Raw genomic sequence first — 23,507 nt, forward strand, 5'->3', positions numbered from 1 at the left:
CAAAATGGGAAAAAATCAATAATAATAGGTATATACGATCTGTTAAGTATAGGGAGAAATGAAAAATGATGAATAATGTGAACCAAGATCTGGGTCATAAAATAGATTTAGTGAGAAGATTAATGATCGCTACTGCCCAGGCAAAAGGAATGAACAATCCTGAAACAATAAAGTACAGCGAGGAATTAGACAGACTTATACTAGAAACACAGTTACTTTTAAAGTCATGTAGTTAATTTATAGGACAGATCTTCTATGAGCAAGCGTCAATCAAGAACACCCTGTCCTTCTATTTACTTATGGATGCATAAGTATGTGCCTATAAGTCCTAAAATCTTTCCTAATCTATCTTTTTGTTTTTTCTAATAAACGAGAAAAACTAGTAGCATGATGCCACTAGCTATATATGATTTAATGCTGATTGTATGTCTTCCCAAATATCCTCCCAGGCTTCAAGACCTACAGAGAGTCGCAGCAACATATCTGATATCCCCATTTCCTTCCTTATTTGTGCAGGGACAACAGCATGGGTCATTGAAGCAGGATGTTGAATTAATGTTTCTGCATCACCTAGGCTTACAGCAATGGGTATTAACTTTAAGTGATTCACAAATTTTACAGCATCCTCAAATGTGCCTTTTACTTCGAATGATAGTAAGCCTCCGCCATTTTTCATTTGTCTTTTCATGATTTGATATTGAAAATGATCAGGATCCTTTGGATAATAAATGGTTTTAACCTTTGGATGCTCTTTTAGTTTTATCGCAATTTTTTCTGCATTCTCACAATGACGATCCATTCTAACAGCCAATGTTTTCAAACCTCTAAGTAGTAACCAGGCATCAAATGGAGAGATAACTCCACCTATATCCTTTTGTGTAGTCTTTTTTAAGGAATCAATCGTAATTTTGTCCCCTACTACCAGGCCCGCAATAACATCTCCGTGACCACCGATATATTTTGTTCCACTATGGATAACCAGATCACATCCAAGCGTAATAGGTGTTTGTAAATATGGAGAACAAAACGTATTATCTACGACCACCTTGATGTTTCGTTCCTTGGCAACCGAGACAACCTTTTCTAAATCAATTAAGTTCATTGTAGGGTTCATAGGAGTTTCAATAAATATGCAGCTTGTCGTTTCTTTTATTTGTGCAAGAATATCTTCCTCTGAACTTAGCTCAGAAAATGTATGGTCAATTTTGTACTTTTCCTTTAAGAGCTGTAATAAACCGAACGTACATCCATAAATCCCTTTTGAACAAATGATGTGATCATTTGCTTTTGTTATGCCGATAAGAACAGCTGAAATAGCAGCCATTCCTGATGAAAACGCCAGGGCAGCTTCTCCACCTTCCAATTGTGCGATTCGTTCTTCTAATACTGTCACCGTTGGATTACCTAATCTTGAGTAAATATACCCCTCTTCCATGCCTGCAAATCTGTTTGCCCCATGCTCCACTGTGGGAAAGGTAAATGTTGATGTTTGGTAGATTGGCGGGGTTAAGCTATTTTGATGCTCATTTGGATCATAGCCTGCATGAATTGCCTTAGTGGCAAATCGGTATTCCTTTTCTTTCATAGGATTTCCCCCCTCTATATAGGATATTGGGAAATGTCCGTATTGGTTCCTATGGTTTATCCCTTAAGGGGTGACGATTTGTTTTCGATCATTTTTGACAATGAGGACAGTAAAATGATTTTTTCGAGGAAATCTCTTCTCTAACAATAGTAGAGCTACAGCGAGGACACCGCTCACCTTCCCGATCATAAACATAACAATGCTCATTATACTTCCCTGTTAACTCGTCTCCATTAAACACAGGCATTTCGATATATCCGCCATATGTCAAACCTCTATTTAATATCGTTTGGATCGCATGGAATAGTGAAGCTCTTTCCCTCGATGAAAGTTCATCTCCTGTTCTCATAGGTAACAATTTTGCTTCAAAACAGATTTCATCAGAGTAATGATTACCAATACCAGCAATAAACTTTTGATTAACAAGTGTCGACTTTAATGTCCCGCGTTTCTTCTTAAGCTGTTCATCAAATTCTGATAATTGAAAACCCGGATCAAGGGGTTCAGGACCTAAATCAAGAAATTCCTGTTCAACCTCTTGAGCAGTAAGAAGATGAAGGTACCCTAATCTTAGCCCAATAAAAAACAATTGGCAGTCGTCAAAGGTGAGGGTGACCTGTTTTGTTCTATCAGGACTGTCATGCTCATTTCCGATATACATGAGCCCTCCCAGCATAAGATGCAGCAATAAATGACCACCCGAGTCCAATTTAAAAACCAAATGTTTTGCCCGTCTCTCAACTGCAACTAGCTTTCTTCCTTTTACTTCATCTATAAAAGCAGGAACCGCTTTATTGATCGACTTCTCTCTCGTCACTTCTACTGACTGAATAGTTTTTCCGACAAGCTTTTTTCAAAAATCCGTTTATAATTTTCCATCTCAGGTAATTCAGGCACAATAACACATCCCTAATACAAAATTTTTTGTTAGTATTTCATATTAAAGATGTAAACATGTACCAAGGCTTCTTAGACTTCATACCTTTCTAATTGATAAATTAAAAACCTCTCATTGGCGTTATGCTCATATAGTCCATTTATTTTCACTTCTTCTTTTAATACGAAAGAAGTTTGGTTGTCCAAATAATAAAGATAGTCCTCTGCTGCATAATATAAAATCAATTCGACTTTACGGTTTCTCTTTTCAACCGATTTTAGAATGTTACGGACTACTTTCATAAAGATTTGAACGGAAAAAGGATTAAAAAAATAAAAACGATTGTCTGCTTGGTTTATTGGATATTCCTCTGCTAAACAATGATGAAAAATGATCTGATTGCCATTCCGCTTTGTTTTCGTGATATAACGGGTACGGTTCTTTACAGCATTTTCATAAAAAAGTTGATCCATTTCAACTCCTACAACAGGTGTGTGAAATAAGTAATGGGCAAATATCGGTAACCTCCCTTTGCCACAACCAAAATCAACTAGGCGATCACTTTCTGTCAGCTTATAGTGCTGAAATAATTGTTCCAGTCCTTGATATGGAGTAGGTTCATACCGGTGATAATGAAAGGATTTATGAAATCCCTTTTGTTCATCATCTGTATCAATGTTAAGTAACCTGTCATATGTCCTTTCAGCCATTCGTTTTCTCCTTTGCAACAGTATGTTATGATTAGAAAAACACGACTTTCCGCCAAGAATGGCAGATGTCGATGTCTTTTCTTAAACTTTCATCCTTTAAACTTACTTAATGTATAAAAAAAAGATTGATAGTTAGGTGGGCTATAATGAATTGGATATCAACCACTAAAAAAGGTGAATTTCTAAAATGGTTCTTAGATCATCATCAATTAAAAAACAAGGAAGCGCGGAGACTCATAGAATATATTCAAAAGAATCATCATCTCCTCAAGAATCTATCTTTTACCGAAACAGTACACCCTAAAGAACGCACTATCATGATCTCCAGTATTAGTTCTGATGAACCCGGCTTCCACTACTATTCCAATGGCTTCAGAACCGATGATGTTTCAAGAGCTTTTGGTTCGTTAATGAATAACCCGGCAGATAAGATATACTTCATTCTTCACTATTTTGGGAAACATTCTGATCATCGTTATACACAACTTGTTGAAACACATCGCATTCATTCTATCAAACAATTTGAGCAATCTGAAAAAGACGCAAAAGCTACCGACCTTGTTGTTGAAATTGCTTTACTAAAAAGTCAAATTAATAAGGCACTTGATGATCGGAACGAAGGGCTTTTCCATGAGTTAGTAAAAAAACTGAAGGAGATACAAAAATAACCGCATAGATTCTTATCTATGCGGTTATTTTATACAAATTCCCTTTTTAATAACGGTTGTGTCATTGTAGGAATCACGATTTCTATTGTTGTGCCTTTGTTTACTTCACTATGTATCGATAACTGTCCCTTATGTGATTCAATGATCTTATAACAGGTCATGAGTCCTAAACCGGTTCCTTTTTCTTTCGTGGTATAAAATGGTTCACCTAGTGTAGGAATTCGCTCAGGAGGAATACCTACCCCCTCATCAATTACCTGAATAACAATGGTACCTTTTTCATTTCCCTTTATCTTCAGATAGATATTTCCTCCATCAGGCATTGCTTCAATTGCATTTTTAAACAGATTTAAAAATACCTGCTTTAATTGTGCTTCTTCACAACAAATCATAGGTAAATCCGAGTCAGCCTCTGAAAAGATTTGCACATTATTTAATATGGATTGTGTACTCATTAATGTAATCACATCTTTAATTAACTCATTAATATCCTTTTCAACGAAAATGGAGGCACTTGGTTTGGAAAGGACAAGGAATTCGCCAACTATTGCATTAATACGATCAAGCTCTGACAACACAATATTATAATATTCTTCTTGTAGATGGTTTGATTTAAACAATTGAATAAATCCCTTTATGGATGTAAGCGGATTTCGTATTTCATGAGCAATTCCAGCTGCCATTTGACCTAACAACGCCAGTTTTTCAGACTTTAGCAACAGCTTTTCTGTTTGTTCCTTCTTTTCTGTAATATCCTTACCAATTGTTAAGATTGCTTCACTTTTTCCATACGAGATGTTCATCGATGAACCTTCAAAGAAAAATGTTGTTCCATCCCCTCGCATTAATTCATATTCAATGCAACTCAATGGAGAATTTTTCTTTTTAATCATTTTGATTCTTTCTTCAGCACGTCCTGTGTACTTTGGAACTATGAAATCCAGGATTGAACGATAAATCAAATCTTCTCTACTTCCAGCCCCTATCATCTTCACAGCTGCATAGTTCACATTTTAAAATTGTCATGAATAATAATCGATTCTGGAAATGAATCGATCAGCTTTTTATAACTTTCATCCTTTAGCTTTGCTTTTTTTGCATAAAATCTCGCTAAGTCATACTGTCTTCCTACGAAAAATGCAATAATTGTAAACATAAAAAAATCCACTGTAAAAAATGGTTCCTGTTCCATAACTGTTTGATAGGCTGTAAACAATATCGATATTAACACCAGAATTATTTGTCCTGATCGATTCATCCCGTTATCCTCTTCACCTAGATTTTTCTTTCATCATAGCATATTTGAACTAGAATTATATCCCAAATGGAAAAATTTAATAAACTCTATGTGAGAGTATCTACCTATCTATTAATTGATAGGATTAAGGGTATTAGCTGCCGGTGATTTCTTCTTTATTTTACGTAAAAAGGAAATTAAATAAATGCTAAAAGGCTGTCACACATGTGTGGCAACCTTTTAAGTACCTACTCTTTATTTAACCATACCTTTTCTTCTTATCCATATCATCGTGACAAAGCCAATACCCATTAATAGAACACCTAATAATAGTCTGTTATATAAAGTTGTTGCAGTTTCCGGCAGCTGTTTTCCTTCATTTAGTTGTTTATTTGAAGGCTCAGCATCATCATCCGGAGTGACTGGAACGTTATTTTCTTTCTGATTATTACTGTCTTCATCCGTTTCTTTCTCTATCGGTTGGTCGTTGTCATGATCGTTTGGATCTGAAACTGTTGGGTCTTCTTCTGGAAGAGGAGGATCTTCTTCTTTATCTTCTTCATAATCTTTTACTTTAGTTAAGGAGAAATCATCCACTGTTCCCCATGCCCCTGGATCTGCTTCAATATTTGCTCCGATTGTTAGTGTTCCATCAATAACTAAAATCTCCTCAATTGCAGGGTTACTCCAGTTCACCCAGCCATTTACGGCTGTCTCTTCCGTCATTTCACCACTGCTTGTCTTAGCATAAAGAAACATATTCGATTCTTCAGCATCTCCACCCTGTACGAACATAGAGAGGTTATAGTAGCCAGGCTCTAAACCAGTAATCGTTTGCTCAACTTTAAAATCTACCGCATTATCTGAGTAAAAATGAACAGCGTATTCCCCGGATTTGGCATCTGAAGCTTTTTGTTGATAAGTAGCATGTGGGGCAGATTCATCTTTATGGATGATCTTCCACATACTGCGATCTTCATCTTCAAAACTTGGATTCAACACAAAGTTTTGAGGGTTGATTTGGAGATTCGCCTTTACTTTTCCTCCCCCTTCAACTTCACCTTCTATTACATATGTGCCAATACCATTATTGATTGCTTGTGTTAATGCAGGTTGATCCCACGTAACAGTAGCGGTTCCTTCACTTCCATCATTATAAGTAACAGTTACTCGATCCGGTAGAGTAATCTCTTCCCCTAAAACAGCACTGATGGAAATATCTTTTATCACATCGATTTCAAGTGGTGCTTTTGCTCCTGTATTGACGTATTTAAAGACGTTTAAAGATGATAATGGTTTTCCTTCGAAATCAAATAATGCTTGGTTATCAACTGCACTGCCTCCATACCAGTGACCTGCATCCTCCGGGTCATATTCAGCTGCAAAACTTGTAGCCCAACCTGAACCATCTCTTTCCCATTTCACTTTATTTTCTTCTAGATTCGTACCAACAGGAATCCAAGCAGGTTCCCAATAAAAAACGCCAATACCCGCTTCTCCTACATTTGCAACTGCCTCAATTACATCTCGAACAGCAGTCGCTTGTCCTTGAACAGTAATCGGATAATTTAATGTCTGACCTGAATCCTTTGGTGCTGTATTTCCATGACCGTCTCCGTCTTCAGCTGTGTACGTATATGAAGTTTCGGCCACCATCACTTTTTTCCCATACGTATCTGCTACGTTTTTTAAAACTGATGTTAAATTATCTAAAGTTCCATGCCAGAACGGATAGTAGGAACTCGCGAAAACATCATAATCTACATTATTTTGATCAAGTGTTTTTGAAATCGTCGTATATCTCCCTGTACTCTCAGGGTTTGTAAAATGCAAAGCTACTAAAATACTAGAATCAATTTCTCTAATCGCTTTGCTGCCTTGATTGAACAATTCACTCATCTTTGTCCAGTCTGTTTCTCCAACAAACCCGCCTGTTGTTTCATTTCCAACCTGAACCATACCAATATCAACGCCTGCGTCTAGTAAGGCTTGTAGACTGTCCTTCGTATAGGTATAAACGGCATTCTTTTTATCTTCAAAACTTAAGTTCTGCCATGCTTTTGGTGCCTGTTGCTTAGCAGGGTCTGCCCAGAAATCAGAGTAATGGAAATCCACTAACAGCTTCATTCCGTTTGCTGTCGTTCTTTTTCCAATTTCAATCGCTTTTTCCAAGTCATTATTTCCTCCGCCATAACCTCGGCCTTCAGAATCATAAGGATCATTCCAAATTCGTACACGAACATAGTTCACACCAGCTTCATTCATCGTTTGAAAAATGTCCTGCTGTTCTCCAGCTTCATTTTTGAACGTCACGCCGCTTTCTTCTAATGAAATAATGCTGGAAATGTCTACTCCTTTAATAAAGTCGTCACTTAATCCATCCACTTTTTCCACAAAGATATCCGCTTCAACAGGTTGGCTCGAAACATCCTGTGAGCTAAGTTGGAATTGATCTAAGTACCCCCATGCATTCTGAGCACCATTAATCGTAGCACCGATTGCTACATTGTTTGTTTCCTCGGTTAATTCAAAAGAATATGTAATTTTGCCCCAATTATTATAGCCTTTCGTGGCAACTGGTTCCATCTTTTGTTCCCCCGCAAATAATGTAATATCGGCTGCTTCAGCCCCATCACCACCCATCGCACTAACAGTCAGCATGTAGCTTCCTGCCGGTAATGAGTCAATGGATTGTTTCACTGTTAATGTTTGATCTCCTGTTGCAGTGTCTTTGATCCAATATTTAAATGCGTATTGTCCTTCATGACTAGTGATGTAGGGATCGTCAGAATACGGAAAATGGATAACCTCAGCTTGGTCCCAATCTATATTATCTATAGTCCATGAGTCGCCATCCCAAATATCTGTTTCAAATCCCCCATTTATTAAAAGATTCGGTTCCTCTGTTGCTGCGAGACCTCTCTGATTTTGAAATGGTAATGTACTCACAACCATAACAATGGTTAACAATATTGATAACCACATTCTTTTTCTTTTCATCCATTTTCATCTCCCTATTAATCTATCCGTTAATGGTAAGCGCTTCCTTTAATGTGCTCAACAATGATGAAATTAAGGCATAGAGAAGGACGAGAATGATCAAGTCATTCTCGTTCTCTTTTGTTGTTTCATATCGTTTTACTTGGATTTTTCCAGAATTCTTACTTCATATACATCCAGTGTCAGATCCCCTGTGACTTCTTCACCACTCACCAAGTCCTTAACCTTATAATCAAGACTGATAGGTTGTTTCTCCTCAGTAAAGTTCATCACAAACAGGTAATCACTTTCAGGTGCCTGCCTCACTTGCACAGATACACCTTTACCATGTTTTACTGTATGAACAGGTTTAAGCTGAAGCTCATCTATTAGCTCTTGGTAAAAGTCATGATGGAATTGTTCATCTAAACGGCCGCCAATATAGTAGGATGCACCGTTACCAAAGTTGTTGCTCGTTACAGCAGGTGTCGTTGCATAGAAGTCTTCTTCATATGTTCCATCAACAGTTGCCGTATTCACATCAATGACAGTTGCATAATCCTTCAATTCGTAGGATTGATTACGATACATGACACGGTTACGATTCTTCGGATATAATGTGTCTGTTTCAACAGGCTTTATTCCAAATACCTCTTGTAAATCTTTGTGCCATCCACCTAAGTATGTGAGATCATACTCATTCACAATACCACTGATATAGGTCATGACTAATTTTCCGCCATGTTGTACAAATGTTTTCAAACGAGCAATCGTTTCTTCACTTACTAAATAGAGCATTGGTACAATTAACAATTTATAATCAGCAAAATCCTGTTCCTTTGTAATAACATCTACAGGGATATCCTTTTCCCAGAATGGTCGATAATGCTGCTGTAATGTCTGTGGATACTGCTTTGTTTTCAAGCCGTATCCTTGTGCATCATTGATGGCCCAATTGCTTTCCCAATCGTAAAGGATGGCAACATCTGCCGGTCGATTTGTTCCAACTACATCAGATAGCTTTTCCAGTGTTTGCCCCACCTTAGCAACTTCTTTAAATACACGGTTTTCTGAGCTATTGTCATGATCAACAACAGCACCGTGGAATTTCTCCGATGATCCGCGTGACTTTCTCCATTGGAAATACAAAATACTATCAGAGCCATGTGAAATCATTTGCATTGAGGAAAGCAAATGCATTCCCGGACGTTTTGCTTTATTCACTTCATGCCAGTTCACACCACTTGGCGTTGATTCCATTAATAAGAATGGTTGTTGCTTTAGGCTTCTATATAAATCATTAATAAAGCCTACTTTCATTGCTAAATCTGCTGTGCTTTCCCAATCATTATGCCAAGCAGGATAGGCATCCCAACTAATGACATCCAGATGTATAGCGAACTTACTATAATCAAGTGACTGAAACGGAATCAGGTCAAATGTATCTGCCATAAAGTTTGTTGTGATTGGAATTTGCGGTGTCAATTCTCTTAACGGCACAATTTCATTTTTATAAAAATCAATGGTTTGATCTGTTACAAATCGACGCCAATCTAAATTCAAGCCATGCACAGCACTTTCACCAATAGGAGATGGTGATTCAATTTGTGACCAATCACTGTACGTATGACTCCAGAACGGGCCCCACCATGCATCATTTAATGCTTTAAGGTCATTGTTATATTTTTCTTTTAGCCAATTGCGAAAAGCACGTTGACACTTATGACAATGACATTCCCCACCATATTCATTCGAGATATGCCACATCAACAAACCTGGATGATTTCCATACCTTTCAGCTAACAGACGATTCATTTGCCCAGTTTTCTCACGATAAACTTCAGACGTAAAACAGTGATTATGTCTTCCACCGTGAAGCTGTTTCACTCTGCTGCCATTCACACGTAGAACTTCAGGATATTTCTGAGACATCCAAGCAGGACGGGCACCACTTGGAGTAGCTAAGATGACCCGGCCTCCAATTCCATGGATGTTTTCAAAAATTTGGTCTAACCATTCAAAGTTATAAACTCCTTCTTCCGGTTCGAGTGCACTCCATGCAAAGATACCGACAGAAAATGTATTTGTATGTGAAAGCTTCATCAACTCAATATCATCCGCTAAGATGTCAGGTCTATCTAACCATTGATCAGGGTTATAGTCTCCGCCGTGAAGCATAAAGTTTGCTTTTGTTGTATAAGTCTTTTCAATCTTTGACATAATTCTCTCCCTCTAAAAAGAAATTCCTTATCCTTTTGTTCCACCTGCTGTTAAACCTGATACAAAGTTCTTTTGTAAAAGAATAAAGATAATGGCGATTGGAATACTGATTAAAATGGCTCCTGCCGCAAACGTCGTATAGCTTGCTCCCATTACATCGTTAACTAAGTTATATAAACCGATTGGTAATGTATAAGCTTCAGGAGATCTCAAAATGGTAGAAGAAAGAACAAAATCTCCTAATGGACCAGTAAATCCATTCATCGCAACTACTGCTATCATTGGTCTTGATAATGGCATAATAATTTGCCAGAAAATTCTTGTATTGCTTGCCCCATCAATCATGGCACTTTCATCCAAATCTCTTGGAATCGAATCCATATAGCCCTTCATCAAATACGTATTCATTGGGATTTGCCCACCGATATAAAGAAGAATTAATAACCAATGGCTATTCATCATTCCTAAAATCTGCGCAAGGACAAATAACGCAATTAACGCTGAAAATTGTGGAATCATTTGCAACAATAAAAATAGTGTTAAGGCGTTTTTTCTTCCTTTAAAACGGAAGCGTGAAAAGGCATATGCAGTAAATGAAACACTTAGAATCGTTCCAATCATTGTAAAGACACTAATTTTCAAGGAATTTAAATACCACTGTCCATATTGCAAGCTTTCTTTTCCTGCAAACAATTCCTTATAATGATCCAGAGTTGGATTTTCCGGTATAATTGATGTACTAATTAAACTATTACCTGGATTGAAGCTTGCACCAACTGTCCAAAGTAAGGGATAAATGATGATAACAGTCATAAACGCTAAAATTGTGTAAGAAATTAGGAGACTGATTGATTTTTTTCTCTTCATGTTTGTCAACATCACTTAAGCCCCCTCTTTAAATGAATTGGTTCTTCTGAATTGCCATAGTGCAATCGCAATGACAAAGACTGATAAAAGAATTGTTAATGCTGCTGCCAAAGAATATTGACTTGACTGCATCGTCAATTTGTAAATCCAAGAAACTAATATATCTGTTCCACCAGCTGTTGATCCAGGAACCGCAGGACCTCCGCCATTGAATAGATAAATAATATTGAAGTTATTAAAGTTAAAGGTATATTGCGTAATAATAATTGGTGCCATAGCGATTAAAATCATTGGCAATGTAATATTTTTGAATTTCGCGAACATTGATGCTCCATCAATTGTTGCCGCCTCATATAAATCATCAGGGATTGATTGAAGGACACCAGTTGTTACGATAAATATATAAGGGAAACCCAACCATCCCTGCATTAAGATCAGGGCTACTCTTGACCAGTTTGCATCTGTTAACCATGGAATTGCATCGATTCCAAATGCAGCAAGAATGTCGTTATTCACTGCACCAAAGCTATCATTAAATAAACCGGCAAAAATTAAGATGGTTACAAATCCAGGTACTGCCCAAGGCAACACTAAGATTGTACGGAAGAACCTTTTAAAACGAATTTCTTTTTGGTTCACTAATACTGCCAGGAAAATACCTAAGCTAACCTGAAGTGTAGAAGCTACCAGCGTCCAAATAACCGTCCATGCTAATACATCAAAGAACGTTGCACGCCAAATATCAACTGTGAAAATTTCAGCAAAGGTTTGTAAGCCTACCCAATCAGCTAGATTAGCAGGTGGAGAGTGATATAAGTCGTAGTTTGTAAATGCTAATGCAAAACTAAATAGAATAGGGAAAATAACCGCAAAGATTAAGATAAACAAAGATGGACCACTAATCACATAAGGATATCCCTGTGAAATCAAATTATGGTACTGCTCTTTCAAAGAACTTAAATCTTTGTTTTCATCACGTAATTTACCATTTCTAAATGCGTCACGTAAGTTAAGATAATAAACAGCTAGACCAAAGCATGTAACAATCAATGCGATAATCCCCTCTGCCAAAAGAAACACAGAGTTATCACGCGGTACCTCTGTACCTAACGTAAATAAGCCCCAAAATCCCATATTCAACAGATCTCCGAATACAACAAAGAACGACACCCCAAGAATAAGGAACATAAGACCTTTTATCCATTGCTTATTATAGAATTGGCCAAGGCCCGGAATGATTGATAATAGTAAGGCTATTCTACGATGTTGCACTATTTTCACCTCTTTATAAGAACGGACATCAACTCGTTTCACCAAACTATGCCCTTATAGTAAATGGTGTCAAACATCATCATTGTTTGACACCATTATTCATTTCTACTTATTTACCGCCATGTTTGGCTTGGATTTGCCCTTGAATCGTTTCAACCGCTTGGTCTAACGCTTCTTTCGGCTCAGCTTTGCCAGTTGCAATTGTTTGTAATGCCGCATCTGCAGGCGTCCAAACTTCATTCATTTCAGGGATGTTTGGTGTTAATTCTGCGAATTGAGACTGTTCTGCAACAGCTTGGGCTGCTTCACTTTCAGCTACAACCGGATCATCAGCTAAAGCTTGTACAGCTGGAACTTCTTTTGTTACTTCAAATCTTGTTTTAGAGTTTTCTTCATTTGCAACGAACTCTACAAATTCTTCAGCAAGCTCAGCATTCTTTGAATAACTGCTTACATTGTAGCTTTTTACTCCAACAAATGAACTCATGTTTTCACCGTTTGCTAACTCAGGTAATTTCGCCACACCAAAGTTTACTCCAGCCTTTGTGAATGGATCGATATTCCATGGACCAGAGATAATCGCAGCTGCTTTACCTTCTGTGAACAATGACTCTAACACGTTGATTCCCTGCTCACCGATGATACCTGCCGGGAATAAACCTTCTTTATAAAACTTCTGAATATATTGAGCACCTTCAACAGAACCTTCATTATTTAAACCAATGTCAGAACCATTAAATCCGCCGTTTTCATCAGTACCAAAAATGTATCCGCCATATCCGCTCAAAATACTTTGTGCATAATAAATTTGATCGAATAATGCCAGGAATCCGTATTTTTCTCCATCTGTCATTTCTTTAGACATTTCGTACCACTCGTCTAAAGTTGTTGGCAATTCTTCCTCTGATACAAGATCTTTATTATAATAAAGCATTGTTGTTTCTACTGCTTTCGGTAATCCATAAACCTTGTTGTCTACTTTTTGTGATTGCATCGCAACTTCTGTATAAATAGATTGAACATCCTCAGAAACGTCCAGTTCTTTAATTAATCCTTCTGTTACTGCTGTACCAATTTGGTCACCAGGCATTGTTAATACATCCGGACCTGTTCCGGCAGGACCATCTAACCGTAGATCCTCGATTTGTTGGGCATATGCTTTTTCCACAACTTTTACTGTTACATCATGTTCTTCTTCAAACTTCGCAACAGCATCTTCAATCCCGCCTGCTTTTTCAATATCTTCCCAAACTAGTAAATCGTATTCTTTGTTTGTATTTGCTTCGTTTGAACCTGAACCTTCTTCACTGCTTTCTTGAGGTCCACAAGCAACTAAAGCTAAACTTAGTGCGATAGTACTAAAAACACCAGCATATTTTTTATAACTCTTCATTGAAAATCATCCTTTCAAGTAAGTTTCAAACATTCTAGGTGAAAGCGTTTCACAAGATAAATATATCACCGTTTAGGAAATATGTAAATAAATATTTTACTATTAATAAGTAAAATATTTTACGAAAACAACAAAAACTATTACTTTTCTACTAACCACAATGTTGAAAGCTATTAAATGACAAAAAGAGCAATCTCCACTAATACATGGGAGATCGCCCTTTAAACTTCATATTATCAGTTTGTACTTTTTCTAATGATTAACTCTGAACCAATATACAATGTTTTCACAATCTTCCGTTTCTCCAATACTCTTTCCAGCAGAAACTCAATAGCATTCTTGCATATCTCCTTCATATCGATATCAAACGTAGTTAAAGGAGGCGATAAATACTTCGCAACGCTAATATTATTAATACTTACAACACTTACACGATTCGGAATCGCAATCCCTTGTTCATTCAACGCCTGCAGGCAGCCTACAGCAATTGGATCACCAGCAACAAAAAACGCAGTCGGCAACTTACCATCAAGTTTTTCAATTGCCTGATTCATTAAATTATAGCCGTTATCAACCGAAAACCCGCGGTGACAATAAATATAATGCTCCTGCAGTAAACCTTTTTCCTGCATATATTGCCGGAATGTTTTCTCACGTATATCCATTTCATCTTCATCAGTATTCGGGTTATGGTAGGTGCCGCCTACAAAGCCGATATTTTCATGACCTTTTTCAATTAAAAAGTCAACTGTTTTCATTGTGATTTGAGCTAAGTCAGGTCTTACAGAATCATAGTGATTCGGATCCGGCGTTGTATCAATAAAGACCCCATTCGGTGTCAGCCCTCTCAGATGTGCCAGTTCTTTATCAGAAAAAGTCCCTACCGCTAAAAAACCTTCTATGTTTTCAGGTATAGCATTAATCCCGTCAGTAATTTTGTAAGTAGTTAGCTCAATATTATGTTTTTTCGCATACTTCTCTATTTCCAGCCTCATCGATTTAAAATACACATCTTCAAGTTCTTCTTTATCTGTTAACCAATATAAAAAAGCAATATTTTTTACTATTGGCCTTACTGTTTTTTTACGATAATTTAATTTTTCTGCCGCTTCAAAGATCTTTTCACGCGTTTCATCCGGCACAGAAAGGCTTTGGTCATTATTCAGCACACGGGAAACTGTAGAAATCGAAAACCCTGTTTCTTCAGCCACATCTTTTATTTTCGCCATTCCAACCACCCCTTTTCACTTCAAAACAAAGTAGATGCTATATAAACCCAAATGAAACATAGATTCATTTAGTAAAATATTTTACTTAATTTTTACCTATTTTCCTTCAAAAGTCAAGGGGATATCATTAATATTTTCTTTTATACCTTTAAACAACATGATAATGATTAAGACCTATATAAAACGTCATCCCGAAAATAAATTCTTATAAATGATAGCGCTTTACCTATTTTCTATTATTATAATAGAAAAGTTTGATTTCAATCTATATAAATTTTTAATAAAAACTTACATATTTTAAAGAATTCCATTTTTGTATCAACCAAAAAGGCCAGCAAAAAGCTACCGGCCCAAGGTTATTATGTAAAACACTTACAAAGATAATGATAAACCCCATCTTCGTCACAAGTGAAATCCGTCACATCACTAACCATCTTCTTTATCCGATCAGGTGCATTTTTCATTGCTACCGGGTAACCAACAGATTGAAGCATTTGGATATCATTATCACTGTCACCAATAGCCATTACTTCTTCTATCTTTACATTAAAAGACTTTATCATCTGTTGAATGCCAGTTGCTTTATTCACATTTGCTACCATAACTTCTACATTATGTTCTGAGGATACTGACATAGTAAAATCAATTTCTCTCTTTAATTGTTCAAGCTCTTCTTTCCAATGATGAATATGTTCCTTTGTTCTGGCAAAAAAATAAAATTTCGAAAACTTATCCCCCGACACTTCTGTTTCCCAGGATATTTCTTCCTTAATCGCTTTTTTACGAGATAACCATTCATTAATTCCAACACTATCAGGCTTTGGATCTTGAATTTCATCAAGCATATATCGTTGATCCTGCATTAACGATATTCGTGCTGCCCGATAAGGAAAAAGCTCATAGTATACCTTGTTAACCCTGGCTCTTTCAATAAGAATATCAACTAACTCCCGGGATAACGAATGTTCAAAAACAGCTTTATCATCTATATAACCCGCCATCCCATTCGAAGATATCACACCATCAACTTTAAATCCTTTAGGAACTATTTCCTCTATTTCATCATGTGCTCTACCGGTTGCAATGAAAACATATATTCCTTTCGCCCTTAATTTATCGATTATTTCTTTTGTTAAAATACTTACTTTATTTTGGTGATTTAATATCGTTCCATCCATATCTAAAAATATGGCTTTAGGGTTTTGTTGCAAAGAAAATTCCTCCTAATAAAATTCTACTAATCAAGTATATCGTTTAGTGAATGAATTAGGAAATCCCTGTCTATCTCTCCCTAATAATAAGAAAAGGCACAAGTTTCTATAACGATTATTCTCCTGACTTGTACCTTTCCTTTTCTTCATTCATTTCATTAGATTAAACTCGATAAACTCTCGCTTCAAAAGGCATTAACGAGAATCGGTCAACTTCCCCATGATTCTCAACCTTATAGTTTGACAGCAGTAATTTCTCACTGGAAACAGAGATTGGGAACTCTCCTGTTTCCGCCGTTTCATCTGTAAGATTTGAGATAATGACTACCTTTTCATCGTCCAACGTGCGAGTATAAGCATATATTTGAGGGTGATTCTCTAAGAGTAAATCATACACCCCATACGTAAAAACATCATGGCTCTTCTTAAGCTTAATCATGTTCTTATAAAAATTTAAAATGGATCCCTTATCTTTCAGCTGATCCTCTACATTGATTTCTTGATAATTATCATTTAATCCAAGCCATGGTGTTCCTGAAGTGAAACCAGCATTTTTTTCTGAAGACCATTGCATTGGGGTTCTTGAGTTATCACGACTTGAAGCCCATATAATGGACATGATGTCCTTATGTGATATACCTTCTTCACGTTTATAGCGATACATATTCTTATCTGCCACATCGTTGTACTCATCAATAGAGGCAAATTTCACATTCGTCATTCCTATTTCCTGACCTTGATAGATGAATGGTGTTCCCTGCATCAAAAAGTACATTGTTGCTAATGCTGTTGCACTTTCATACCAATATTCCTTATCATTTCCCCAAGTCGAAACCCTGCGCGGCTGATCATGGTTTTCAATAAACAAGGCATTCCATCCTTTATTTTCAAGAGCCTTTTGCCATTTTGTCAGGGCTGTTTTTAAACCCACGATATCGAGCTTTTTCTTTTTTCAGCACTCCATAGACTTAAATGCTCAAATTGGAAAACCATATTAAACTTTCCTTTTTCTTCTCCAATCCATTCTTCTAAATCTTTTTCATTCTCTACTTTGACCCCATTCGCTTCACCGACTGTCATAATATCGTACTTCGCAAAGGTTTCTTCCTTTAATTCCTTTAAATAAGTATGGATGCCTTCAACATTCATATGTTTATCGAAAGACGGAACATACTTTAATCCTTTTGGATTGGGCATATCCTCAAGTCCCTCTTCTTTATTAATATGACTTATGGCATCAACTCGGAAACCATCAATACCTTTATCAAGCCACCAATTGATCATATCGTATAATGCATGGCGAACCTCTGGATTTTTCCAATTGAGATCAGGTTGTTTCGTTGAGAAAATATGCATATAATACTGCTTTGTTTCCTCATCGAATTCCCATGCAGATCCGCTGAAAATACTTTCCCAGTTATTCGGTTCTTTACCGTTTTTTCCATCTCTCCATATATACCAATCACGCTTTGGATTGTCCTTAGAAGAGCGGGACTCAACAAACCAGGGATGTTCATCACTTGTATGATTTATAACTAAGTCGATAATCAGTTTCATCCCTCTGTTATGCACTTCTTTTAATAATTGATCAAAATCAGCCATTGTCCCGAATTCGTCCATTATGTCCTGATAATCGCTAATATCATAGCCATTGTCATCATTAGGAGATTTGTACATCGGACAGATCCAAATCACATCAATTCCTAAGTCCTTTATATAGTCAAGCTTAGAGATAATTCCTTGTAAATCACCAATTCCATCACCATTTGTATCCATAAAGCTTCTTGGGTATATCTGATAGGCTACTGCTTCTTTCCACCAATGTTTCTTCATGATGATTGACCTCACTTTTTCAAATTTATATATAAAATTTCAATATTATCACTTAAAAATTAAAGTTATCTTTGCATACATTGTTATTATTTAAACTATTAAAGTTGAAAATTTAGTTCGTTCCATTGCGCTCCAGACACAAGATTCGCCGGGGAGGAAGCCTGAGCCTCCTCAGCTTCGCCTGCGGGGTCTCAGCCTTTCCTCTACTTCCCGCAGGAGTCAAGTGTCTTCCGCTCCATTTCACTATAGAGTAATAATATTACTCATGTGCAATAATCTTCGCGAAACCAACCAAGATAAAAATTTAGATATTATGAGCTCCTCTTTGCGCACAAGATTTTCGTTCAATAAACTTAGTTGGGATCGTGATTCTTTTGGCCAGCACGCTTGGTTCCTTAATTTTTTCAATTAAGCAATTTGCCGCATGGTACCCCAGCTCATAAGTAGATGTATCAACAGACGTTAGCGGCGGTTTCGAATGCTCTGATAACATTAAATTGTTGAATCCAACAATCGAAATATCATTAGGAACAAGAAGGCCAAGCTTTTCTAAATGACTAGTAGTCTCATATGCAACCATATCATCCATTGTTACAATTCCAGTTGGGGGCGATGGCAGCTCCATTAGCTTTGTAACAGCTGTTTTAATACTGTTCTCTGTTGAATCTTCATGGACAATAAATTCAGAGCGAAAAGGAATACCAGCTTCTTCTAACGCCTTTTTATATCCATTAATGCGATCAAGAGTAACGACAAATTCTTTACTGCCACCTATAATCGCAACATCCCGATGTCCTAATTGAATAAGATAATTTGTCACTTGCTTTGTTATATAAATATTGTCGTTATCCACAAATGTCACTCTATCCTCATTTTCATAAGGCCTTCCTACAACAGTAAATGGAAATTGACAGTCATGTAAGTATCTCATTGATTGATCATTCACTCGTGAATACAACATGACAATACCATCTACTCGTCTCCCTTGAACCATTGAAACAATTTCTTCATGAATCTCCTCTTCCGTAGAACCTGTGGATAGATATATGCCGAATAGGTTTTCGTGAGCATTCATACTGATCCCTCTTAAAACCTCCGGGAAAAATGGGTTTTGAAAGGCATGATATGTAGAATTCGGCATAATGACTCCTATTGATTTTGAGCTCTTTGATGCTAAGTTTCTCGCCTGAAAGTTAGGGTGATACCCTAGTTCCTCCATAACTTCCCGAACGCGCCTTTTTGTTTTTTCACTAATTCTTGGATTATTCGCAATCACCCTCGAAACAGTAGATGGTGCGACATTTGCCAACTTTGCCACATCTTTAATCGTAACCATATCAAAACCTCCTTTCCAATAAGTATAAGAATTTAGGAAATACTTCTTCCTAACGACCATTTATCAAGCTTGAGAAGTTCGACTTCTCCATCTGAAAAAAATTCAATCCCCTTTGAATGCTCACCAGGATAAATTCTTGCCGTCATGACTTTCTCTCCATTTTGGATAAAGACCTCTAGTGAAGATTTATCCAAAAACAATGTAAGCTGTAATTTTCCTTTATTTAGTTCAACTGGTGCTTTTCGTTCACCACCAGGTCCCTTTCCAGAGTGATCACGATTAAGAGTCAATTTTGAATTTTGACAGTCAAACGTTAGCACTGTTTTTTCGGTACTTGCTGTATCCATACGAAGATTGATCCCGAATTGTGATGCTTGCTTCATATCAAGTAATACATTCAACTCTAAACAATCTCCATCAACACCTTCAAAAATTCTGCTTCCATCCATTAACACATTAGAATACGAAACCTGATTAAAACGCAGAGTTTCCAATTCCGGAGCAGGAACACATTTCAAACGATTCTCTTCGATAGACATGATACGTGGGATCGTAATAGCTCCTGCCCAATCATGCTCTTGTTCCGGCATCTCACTTTCCCACATTGCCATCCAACCAACTAAAATCCTTCTTCCAAGATGATCTACTGTTGTCTGTGGTGCATAAAAATCAAACCCGTAGTCTAAGAGCTGAAACTGATCAAATTGGAACTTCCCCTGTTGCAAATCCAACTTCCCCAACACATAAACCGATTGATGCAAATTGTGATATAGATCCTCCTCAGGTTTCACTCCCTGTGGTGACATAACTAACACATCCTGCCCAGATAGAGAAAACAAATCAGGACACTCCCACATATAGCCCATATTCCCAGTTCCTCTTGCCATCACATTAACAAATTCCCATTTTAATAAATCTGGTGAACGATAAAGCAATGCCTGCCCAATTCGCTCTTTTGTTTGTGAACCTAACACACAGTAGTAATAGTCTCCTTCTTTCCAAACCTTTGGATCTCTAAAATGAAATGGATGTATATCACCAGAAGGTGCTGCTTCTATCACAGGATTTTCCGCTATTTTTTCAAAATGAATACCATCGTCACTAACAGCCAGACATTGGACTTGTTTCAAATCCTTGTCCTGGTCAGGACCTGTCCACCTATTACCTGTATAAAACAAATATAATTTTTCATCTTTTTCAATCGCACTCCCTGAAAAACACCCATCAATATCATACGGCTCACTGGGAGCTAAAGCGATCGGGAGGTGTTCCCAATGAACCAAATCCTTGCTTTTAACATGTCCCCAGTACATCGGACCCCATTTAGGTGAATATGGGTGATGCTGATAAAACAAATGGTATTCCCCATTAAACATTGAAAATCCATTTGGATCATTCATCCAGTTTGCTTGCGGCATAACATGATATTGCAAACTCCACTCATGATCAGACACACTTTTCTTATACTTGTTCAGTTCTTCATGCGCTTTCTCTATCATTTCTTGGTGCTTGTTCATGATTCACACTCTCCCATCGATATGACCCTTTATGATAATGCTTGCTTGACCTTCAAATAGTAACTATAGAAGGAAGAAAAGGAGATAAATGCAATGAGAGACATCGAAAAGAAAGGAATTAATGGAGGTATCTTAACTAAACTTGTATATCCGATTAACAAACTACTAAATATAATAATAATCGTTAAAATTGGCCTTCCTACAGTTAAAATAAGGGCATTTTTCAATGTACCTAGTACAGTCATATTATAGTGAGCATTCACAGAAAAAAAGTTAATCGTTCCAACAAACAACATGATTCCCATCATAAGAAATACCATGAACAGAATGACATTTTTTTGACTGAAATAATAATAATCGACCAACCATATCATCCAGAGTAAAGACATGATACATCCTGCCGCAAAGCTTTTCTTATAATTCTCTTTATAAAATCTTATAAAACCACTAAATAAGGGAGGTTGATCTTCTTTCATGACCAGCCACTCTCTAACGGAAGAAAAAAGTGCAGCTGTTGAAGGGAATAACATAAACGGAGCGAGTATAAATAGAAGCAAACATAAGACCAGAACAACACCCATATCTTCTGCAAATAGTAGAATAAAGCTAATGATCATGATTGGGAGATTACTTAGAAACCATAAGATATTTATTACTCCCAGCCTCATAATCCATACACTAAGATAATGAAGACCACCCATAATTCCAGATTCTCTCAATTCATTCACCTCCAAGAAAAAGATATACAGGTTTACAAACTTCAAGTACCATTCTTTGCACCTAAAAGATGTAAACCATGTAATCAACAATAACGTCATTTCTTTACTACTTAACGGCCCCTTCTGCCACACCTTTTATAATTTGCTTTTGCGCAAAGAAGTAACCGATAATAACCGGAATAATCGCCAATGTTAAACCAGCTAAAGCCAAATGCCATTGTTTTGTATACTGTCCAAAGAAAAAGAACATTTTTAAAGGAATGGTAGCACTTGATTCACCTAAAATTAACGATGGTAATAAGTAATCATTCCAAATCCAAATGACATTAAGGATTGCAACAGTAACTGAGATTGGTTTTAGCAATGGGAAAATGATAAACCAAAAGACTTGAAACTTATTTGCTCCATCCACGATAGCAGCTTCATCAAGAGATTTTGAGATCCCTGTCATCGCTCCGTGGTATAGGAAAATTGATAAACTGCAACCAAAGCCCAAATACATAAAGATTAGGCCGGCTTGATTTAACATATTCGCACTACCGAAGAGTGAAACAAGCGGGATCATAACAGATTGGAACGGAATAAGCATCGCAGCAACAAACACTAATAGCAATGCCGAACTAAGTTTGCTTTTATTACGAGCTAATGCATATCCTGCCATCGAAGAGAAAATGACAATAACAGCGATACTACAAACCGAAATGATCAAAGAGTTCACAAGTGAATTAACAAAGTCCAAATCATCAAATGCACGAACAAAGTTTTCTGTTGCTAATGCTTCAGGGAAACTAAGGACACTCATAAAGATTTCTTTCTTCGTTTTAAAAGCATTAACAAGCATTAAGTAAAACGGTGAGAGCCATAATAGTCCGAGCAAGAGACCAACTATTTCAATTAAAAATAAATTACGTTTATTGCTCTTCATTACATGTCAACCTCCCGTTTCTTGTTGTAGTAAACCTGTGTAATAGCAATTAATGCAACAATAATAAAGAACACAACAGCCTTTGCTTGACCTAAAGCCATCTCATTACTAGTAAAAGCCGTCTTTACGATATCCATCGCTACCATTTGCGTTGAATCAAATGGACCACCATTTGTTAATGATAAGTTCTGATCATAAATCTTAAATGAGTTTGATAATGTTAAAAACATACTAACCGTAAAAGCAGGTGCAACAAGCGGGAACGTAATGTTTTTAAATCGTTGCAAACTGTTCGCTCCATCAATTTGCGCTGCTTCAATTAAATCATGTGGAATACTTTCTAAATAGGCGATATAAATTATCATGATATAACCGGCCATTTGCCAGCATGTTAAAATAACCAATCCCCAGAAACCTGTATTTGTTGTTGACAACCAACCACTTAATGCTTCAATTCCAAGGGCCTTTCCAATGTCATCAAACACACTTATAAAAATAAACTGCCAAATGAATCCAAGAATTAACCCACCGATTAAGTTAGGCATAAAGAACACTGTACGCAAGAAATTATTCGATTTTATATTTCTTGTAACTAATATCGCTAGACCTAAACCTAGTGCATTTAACAATATAACAGTTACGACTGAAAACTTAATAGTAAACCATAAGGCTGACCGAAAACTCTCGTCCTGGAATACTCTAATGTAATTTTCAAATCCTAAAAACTGCGATGCATTTAGTCCATTCCAGTCTGTAAAAGAATAGTAAATTCCAATGATTAATGGCACAATAACAACCAGCCCTAAACCTAGTAATACCGGTGACAAAAATAACCAGAATGATAAATCTCGATTTCGCATGCTAATCCCTCCAAAATTGTTTCTACATAAGACTTCACTTCAAGATAGCTTCTCAGGGATTTTTAAAAC

The 23,507-nt window shown here is 36.8% G+C and carries 19 protein-coding genes and 1 pseudogene; 2 read left to right on the forward strand and 18 right to left on the reverse strand.

Annotated elements, in window-relative coordinates; translation table 11 throughout:
- Positions 1-65: 65 nt before the first annotated feature.
- Positions 66-236, forward strand: coding sequence for an aspartyl-phosphate phosphatase Spo0E family protein (locus AC0L8O_RS20530; protein WP_226528630.1), 171 nt, complete (start codon positions 66-68; stop codon positions 234-236).
- A gap of 164 nt (positions 237-400) precedes the next feature.
- On the opposite strand, the gene megL is transcribed toward AC0L8O_RS20530, so the two are convergent.
- From megL to AC0L8O_RS20545, 3 genes are all read right to left on the reverse strand, one after another.
- Positions 401-1,585 (reverse strand): methionine gamma-lyase, encoded by a 1,185-nt coding sequence (gene megL / locus AC0L8O_RS20535; protein ID WP_473444963.1) that lies wholly within the window; start codon positions 1,583-1,585, stop codon positions 401-403.
- An 88-nt stretch (positions 1,586-1,673) separates the two neighbouring features.
- Entirely contained in the window at positions 1,674-2,402 is a 729-nt protein-coding gene (locus AC0L8O_RS20540; RefSeq protein WP_473444965.1) for an Fpg/Nei family DNA glycosylase, read from the reverse strand.
- 152 nt (positions 2,403-2,554) lie between these two features.
- Positions 2,555-3,172 (reverse strand): SAM-dependent methyltransferase, encoded by a 618-nt coding sequence (locus AC0L8O_RS20545; RefSeq protein ID WP_473444967.1) that lies wholly within the window; start codon positions 3,170-3,172, stop codon positions 2,555-2,557.
- Between the two features lie 146 nt (positions 3,173-3,318).
- Between AC0L8O_RS20545 and AC0L8O_RS20550 the strand changes: the two genes are divergently transcribed.
- Entirely contained in the window at positions 3,319-3,840 is a 522-nt protein-coding gene (locus AC0L8O_RS20550; RefSeq protein WP_473444969.1) for a YpiB family protein, read from the forward strand.
- A 29-nt stretch (positions 3,841-3,869) separates the two neighbouring features.
- Here AC0L8O_RS20550 and AC0L8O_RS20555 read toward each other — a convergent pair whose 3' ends face one another.
- The 15 genes and pseudogenes from AC0L8O_RS20555 to AC0L8O_RS20625 all read right to left on the reverse strand — a co-directional run bounded on the left by AC0L8O_RS20555 (position 3,870) and on the right by AC0L8O_RS20625 (position 23,438).
- Positions 3,870-4,802, reverse strand: coding sequence for an ATP-binding protein (locus AC0L8O_RS20555; protein WP_473444971.1), 933 nt, complete (start codon positions 4,800-4,802; stop codon positions 3,870-3,872).
- A 44-nt stretch (positions 4,803-4,846) separates the two neighbouring features.
- Positions 4,847-5,098, reverse strand: a complete 252-nt coding sequence (locus tag AC0L8O_RS20560) for a hypothetical protein (protein WP_473444973.1) — start codon at positions 5,096-5,098, stop codon at positions 4,847-4,849.
- A 234-nt stretch (positions 5,099-5,332) separates the two neighbouring features.
- Complete coding sequence (locus AC0L8O_RS20565) at positions 5,333-8,077, reverse strand: glycosyl hydrolase 53 family protein (RefSeq protein WP_473444975.1); 2,745 nt, start codon at positions 8,075-8,077, stop codon at positions 5,333-5,335.
- Between the two features lie 138 nt (positions 8,078-8,215).
- Positions 8,216-10,279 carry a beta-galactosidase gene (locus AC0L8O_RS20570; RefSeq protein ID WP_473449065.1) on the reverse strand — a complete coding sequence of 688 codons (2,064 nt, stop codon included), beginning with the start codon at positions 10,277-10,279 and terminating at the stop codon, positions 8,216-8,218.
- A gap of 24 nt (positions 10,280-10,303) precedes the next feature.
- On the reverse strand, positions 10,304-11,155 hold the full coding sequence (locus AC0L8O_RS20575) for a sugar ABC transporter permease (RefSeq protein WP_473444977.1): 852 nt from the start codon (positions 11,153-11,155) through the stop codon (positions 10,304-10,306).
- Between the two features lie 3 nt (positions 11,156-11,158).
- Positions 11,159-12,415 (reverse strand): carbohydrate ABC transporter permease, encoded by a 1,257-nt coding sequence (locus AC0L8O_RS20580; protein WP_473444979.1) that lies wholly within the window; start codon positions 12,413-12,415, stop codon positions 11,159-11,161.
- A gap of 109 nt (positions 12,416-12,524) precedes the next feature.
- The gene (locus AC0L8O_RS20585; protein WP_473444981.1) at positions 12,525-13,808 is read right to left on the reverse strand and encodes a sugar ABC transporter substrate-binding protein; all 1,284 of its coding nucleotides are present in this window, start codon (positions 13,806-13,808) and stop codon (positions 12,525-12,527) included.
- 236 nt (positions 13,809-14,044) lie between these two features.
- The gene (locus tag AC0L8O_RS20590) at positions 14,045-15,037 is read right to left on the reverse strand and encodes a LacI family DNA-binding transcriptional regulator (protein WP_473444983.1); all 993 of its coding nucleotides are present in this window, start codon (positions 15,035-15,037) and stop codon (positions 14,045-14,047) included.
- 359 nt (positions 15,038-15,396) lie between these two features.
- Entirely contained in the window at positions 15,397-16,248 is an 852-nt protein-coding gene (locus tag AC0L8O_RS20595) for an HAD family hydrolase (RefSeq protein ID WP_473444985.1), read from the reverse strand.
- 163 nt (positions 16,249-16,411) lie between these two features.
- Positions 16,412-18,081 (reverse strand): annotated as a pseudogene (locus AC0L8O_RS20600) (glycoside hydrolase family 13 protein).
- Between the two features lie 304 nt (positions 18,082-18,385).
- Complete coding sequence (locus tag AC0L8O_RS20605) at positions 18,386-19,417, reverse strand: LacI family DNA-binding transcriptional regulator (protein ID WP_473444987.1); 1,032 nt, start codon at positions 19,415-19,417, stop codon at positions 18,386-18,388.
- Between the two features lie 32 nt (positions 19,418-19,449).
- Complete coding sequence (locus AC0L8O_RS20610) at positions 19,450-20,934, reverse strand: glycoside hydrolase family 32 protein (protein ID WP_473444989.1); 1,485 nt, start codon at positions 20,932-20,934, stop codon at positions 19,450-19,452.
- 29 nt (positions 20,935-20,963) lie between these two features.
- The gene (locus AC0L8O_RS20615) at positions 20,964-21,653 is read right to left on the reverse strand and encodes a YesL family protein (RefSeq protein ID WP_473444990.1); all 690 of its coding nucleotides are present in this window, start codon (positions 21,651-21,653) and stop codon (positions 20,964-20,966) included.
- Positions 21,654-21,759: 106 nt separating this feature from the next.
- Positions 21,760-22,578 carry a carbohydrate ABC transporter permease gene (locus AC0L8O_RS20620; protein ID WP_264142812.1) on the reverse strand — a complete coding sequence of 273 codons (819 nt, stop codon included), beginning with the start codon at positions 22,576-22,578 and terminating at the stop codon, positions 21,760-21,762.
- Complete coding sequence (locus AC0L8O_RS20625; RefSeq protein WP_473444992.1) at positions 22,578-23,438, reverse strand: carbohydrate ABC transporter permease; 861 nt, start codon at positions 23,436-23,438, stop codon at positions 22,578-22,580. Before AC0L8O_RS20625 ends, AC0L8O_RS20620 begins: the two co-directional genes overlap by 1 nt.
- Between the last annotated feature and the right edge of the window lie 69 nt (positions 23,439-23,507).

Source organism: Metabacillus sp. KJ11-3, assembly GCF_055808295.1.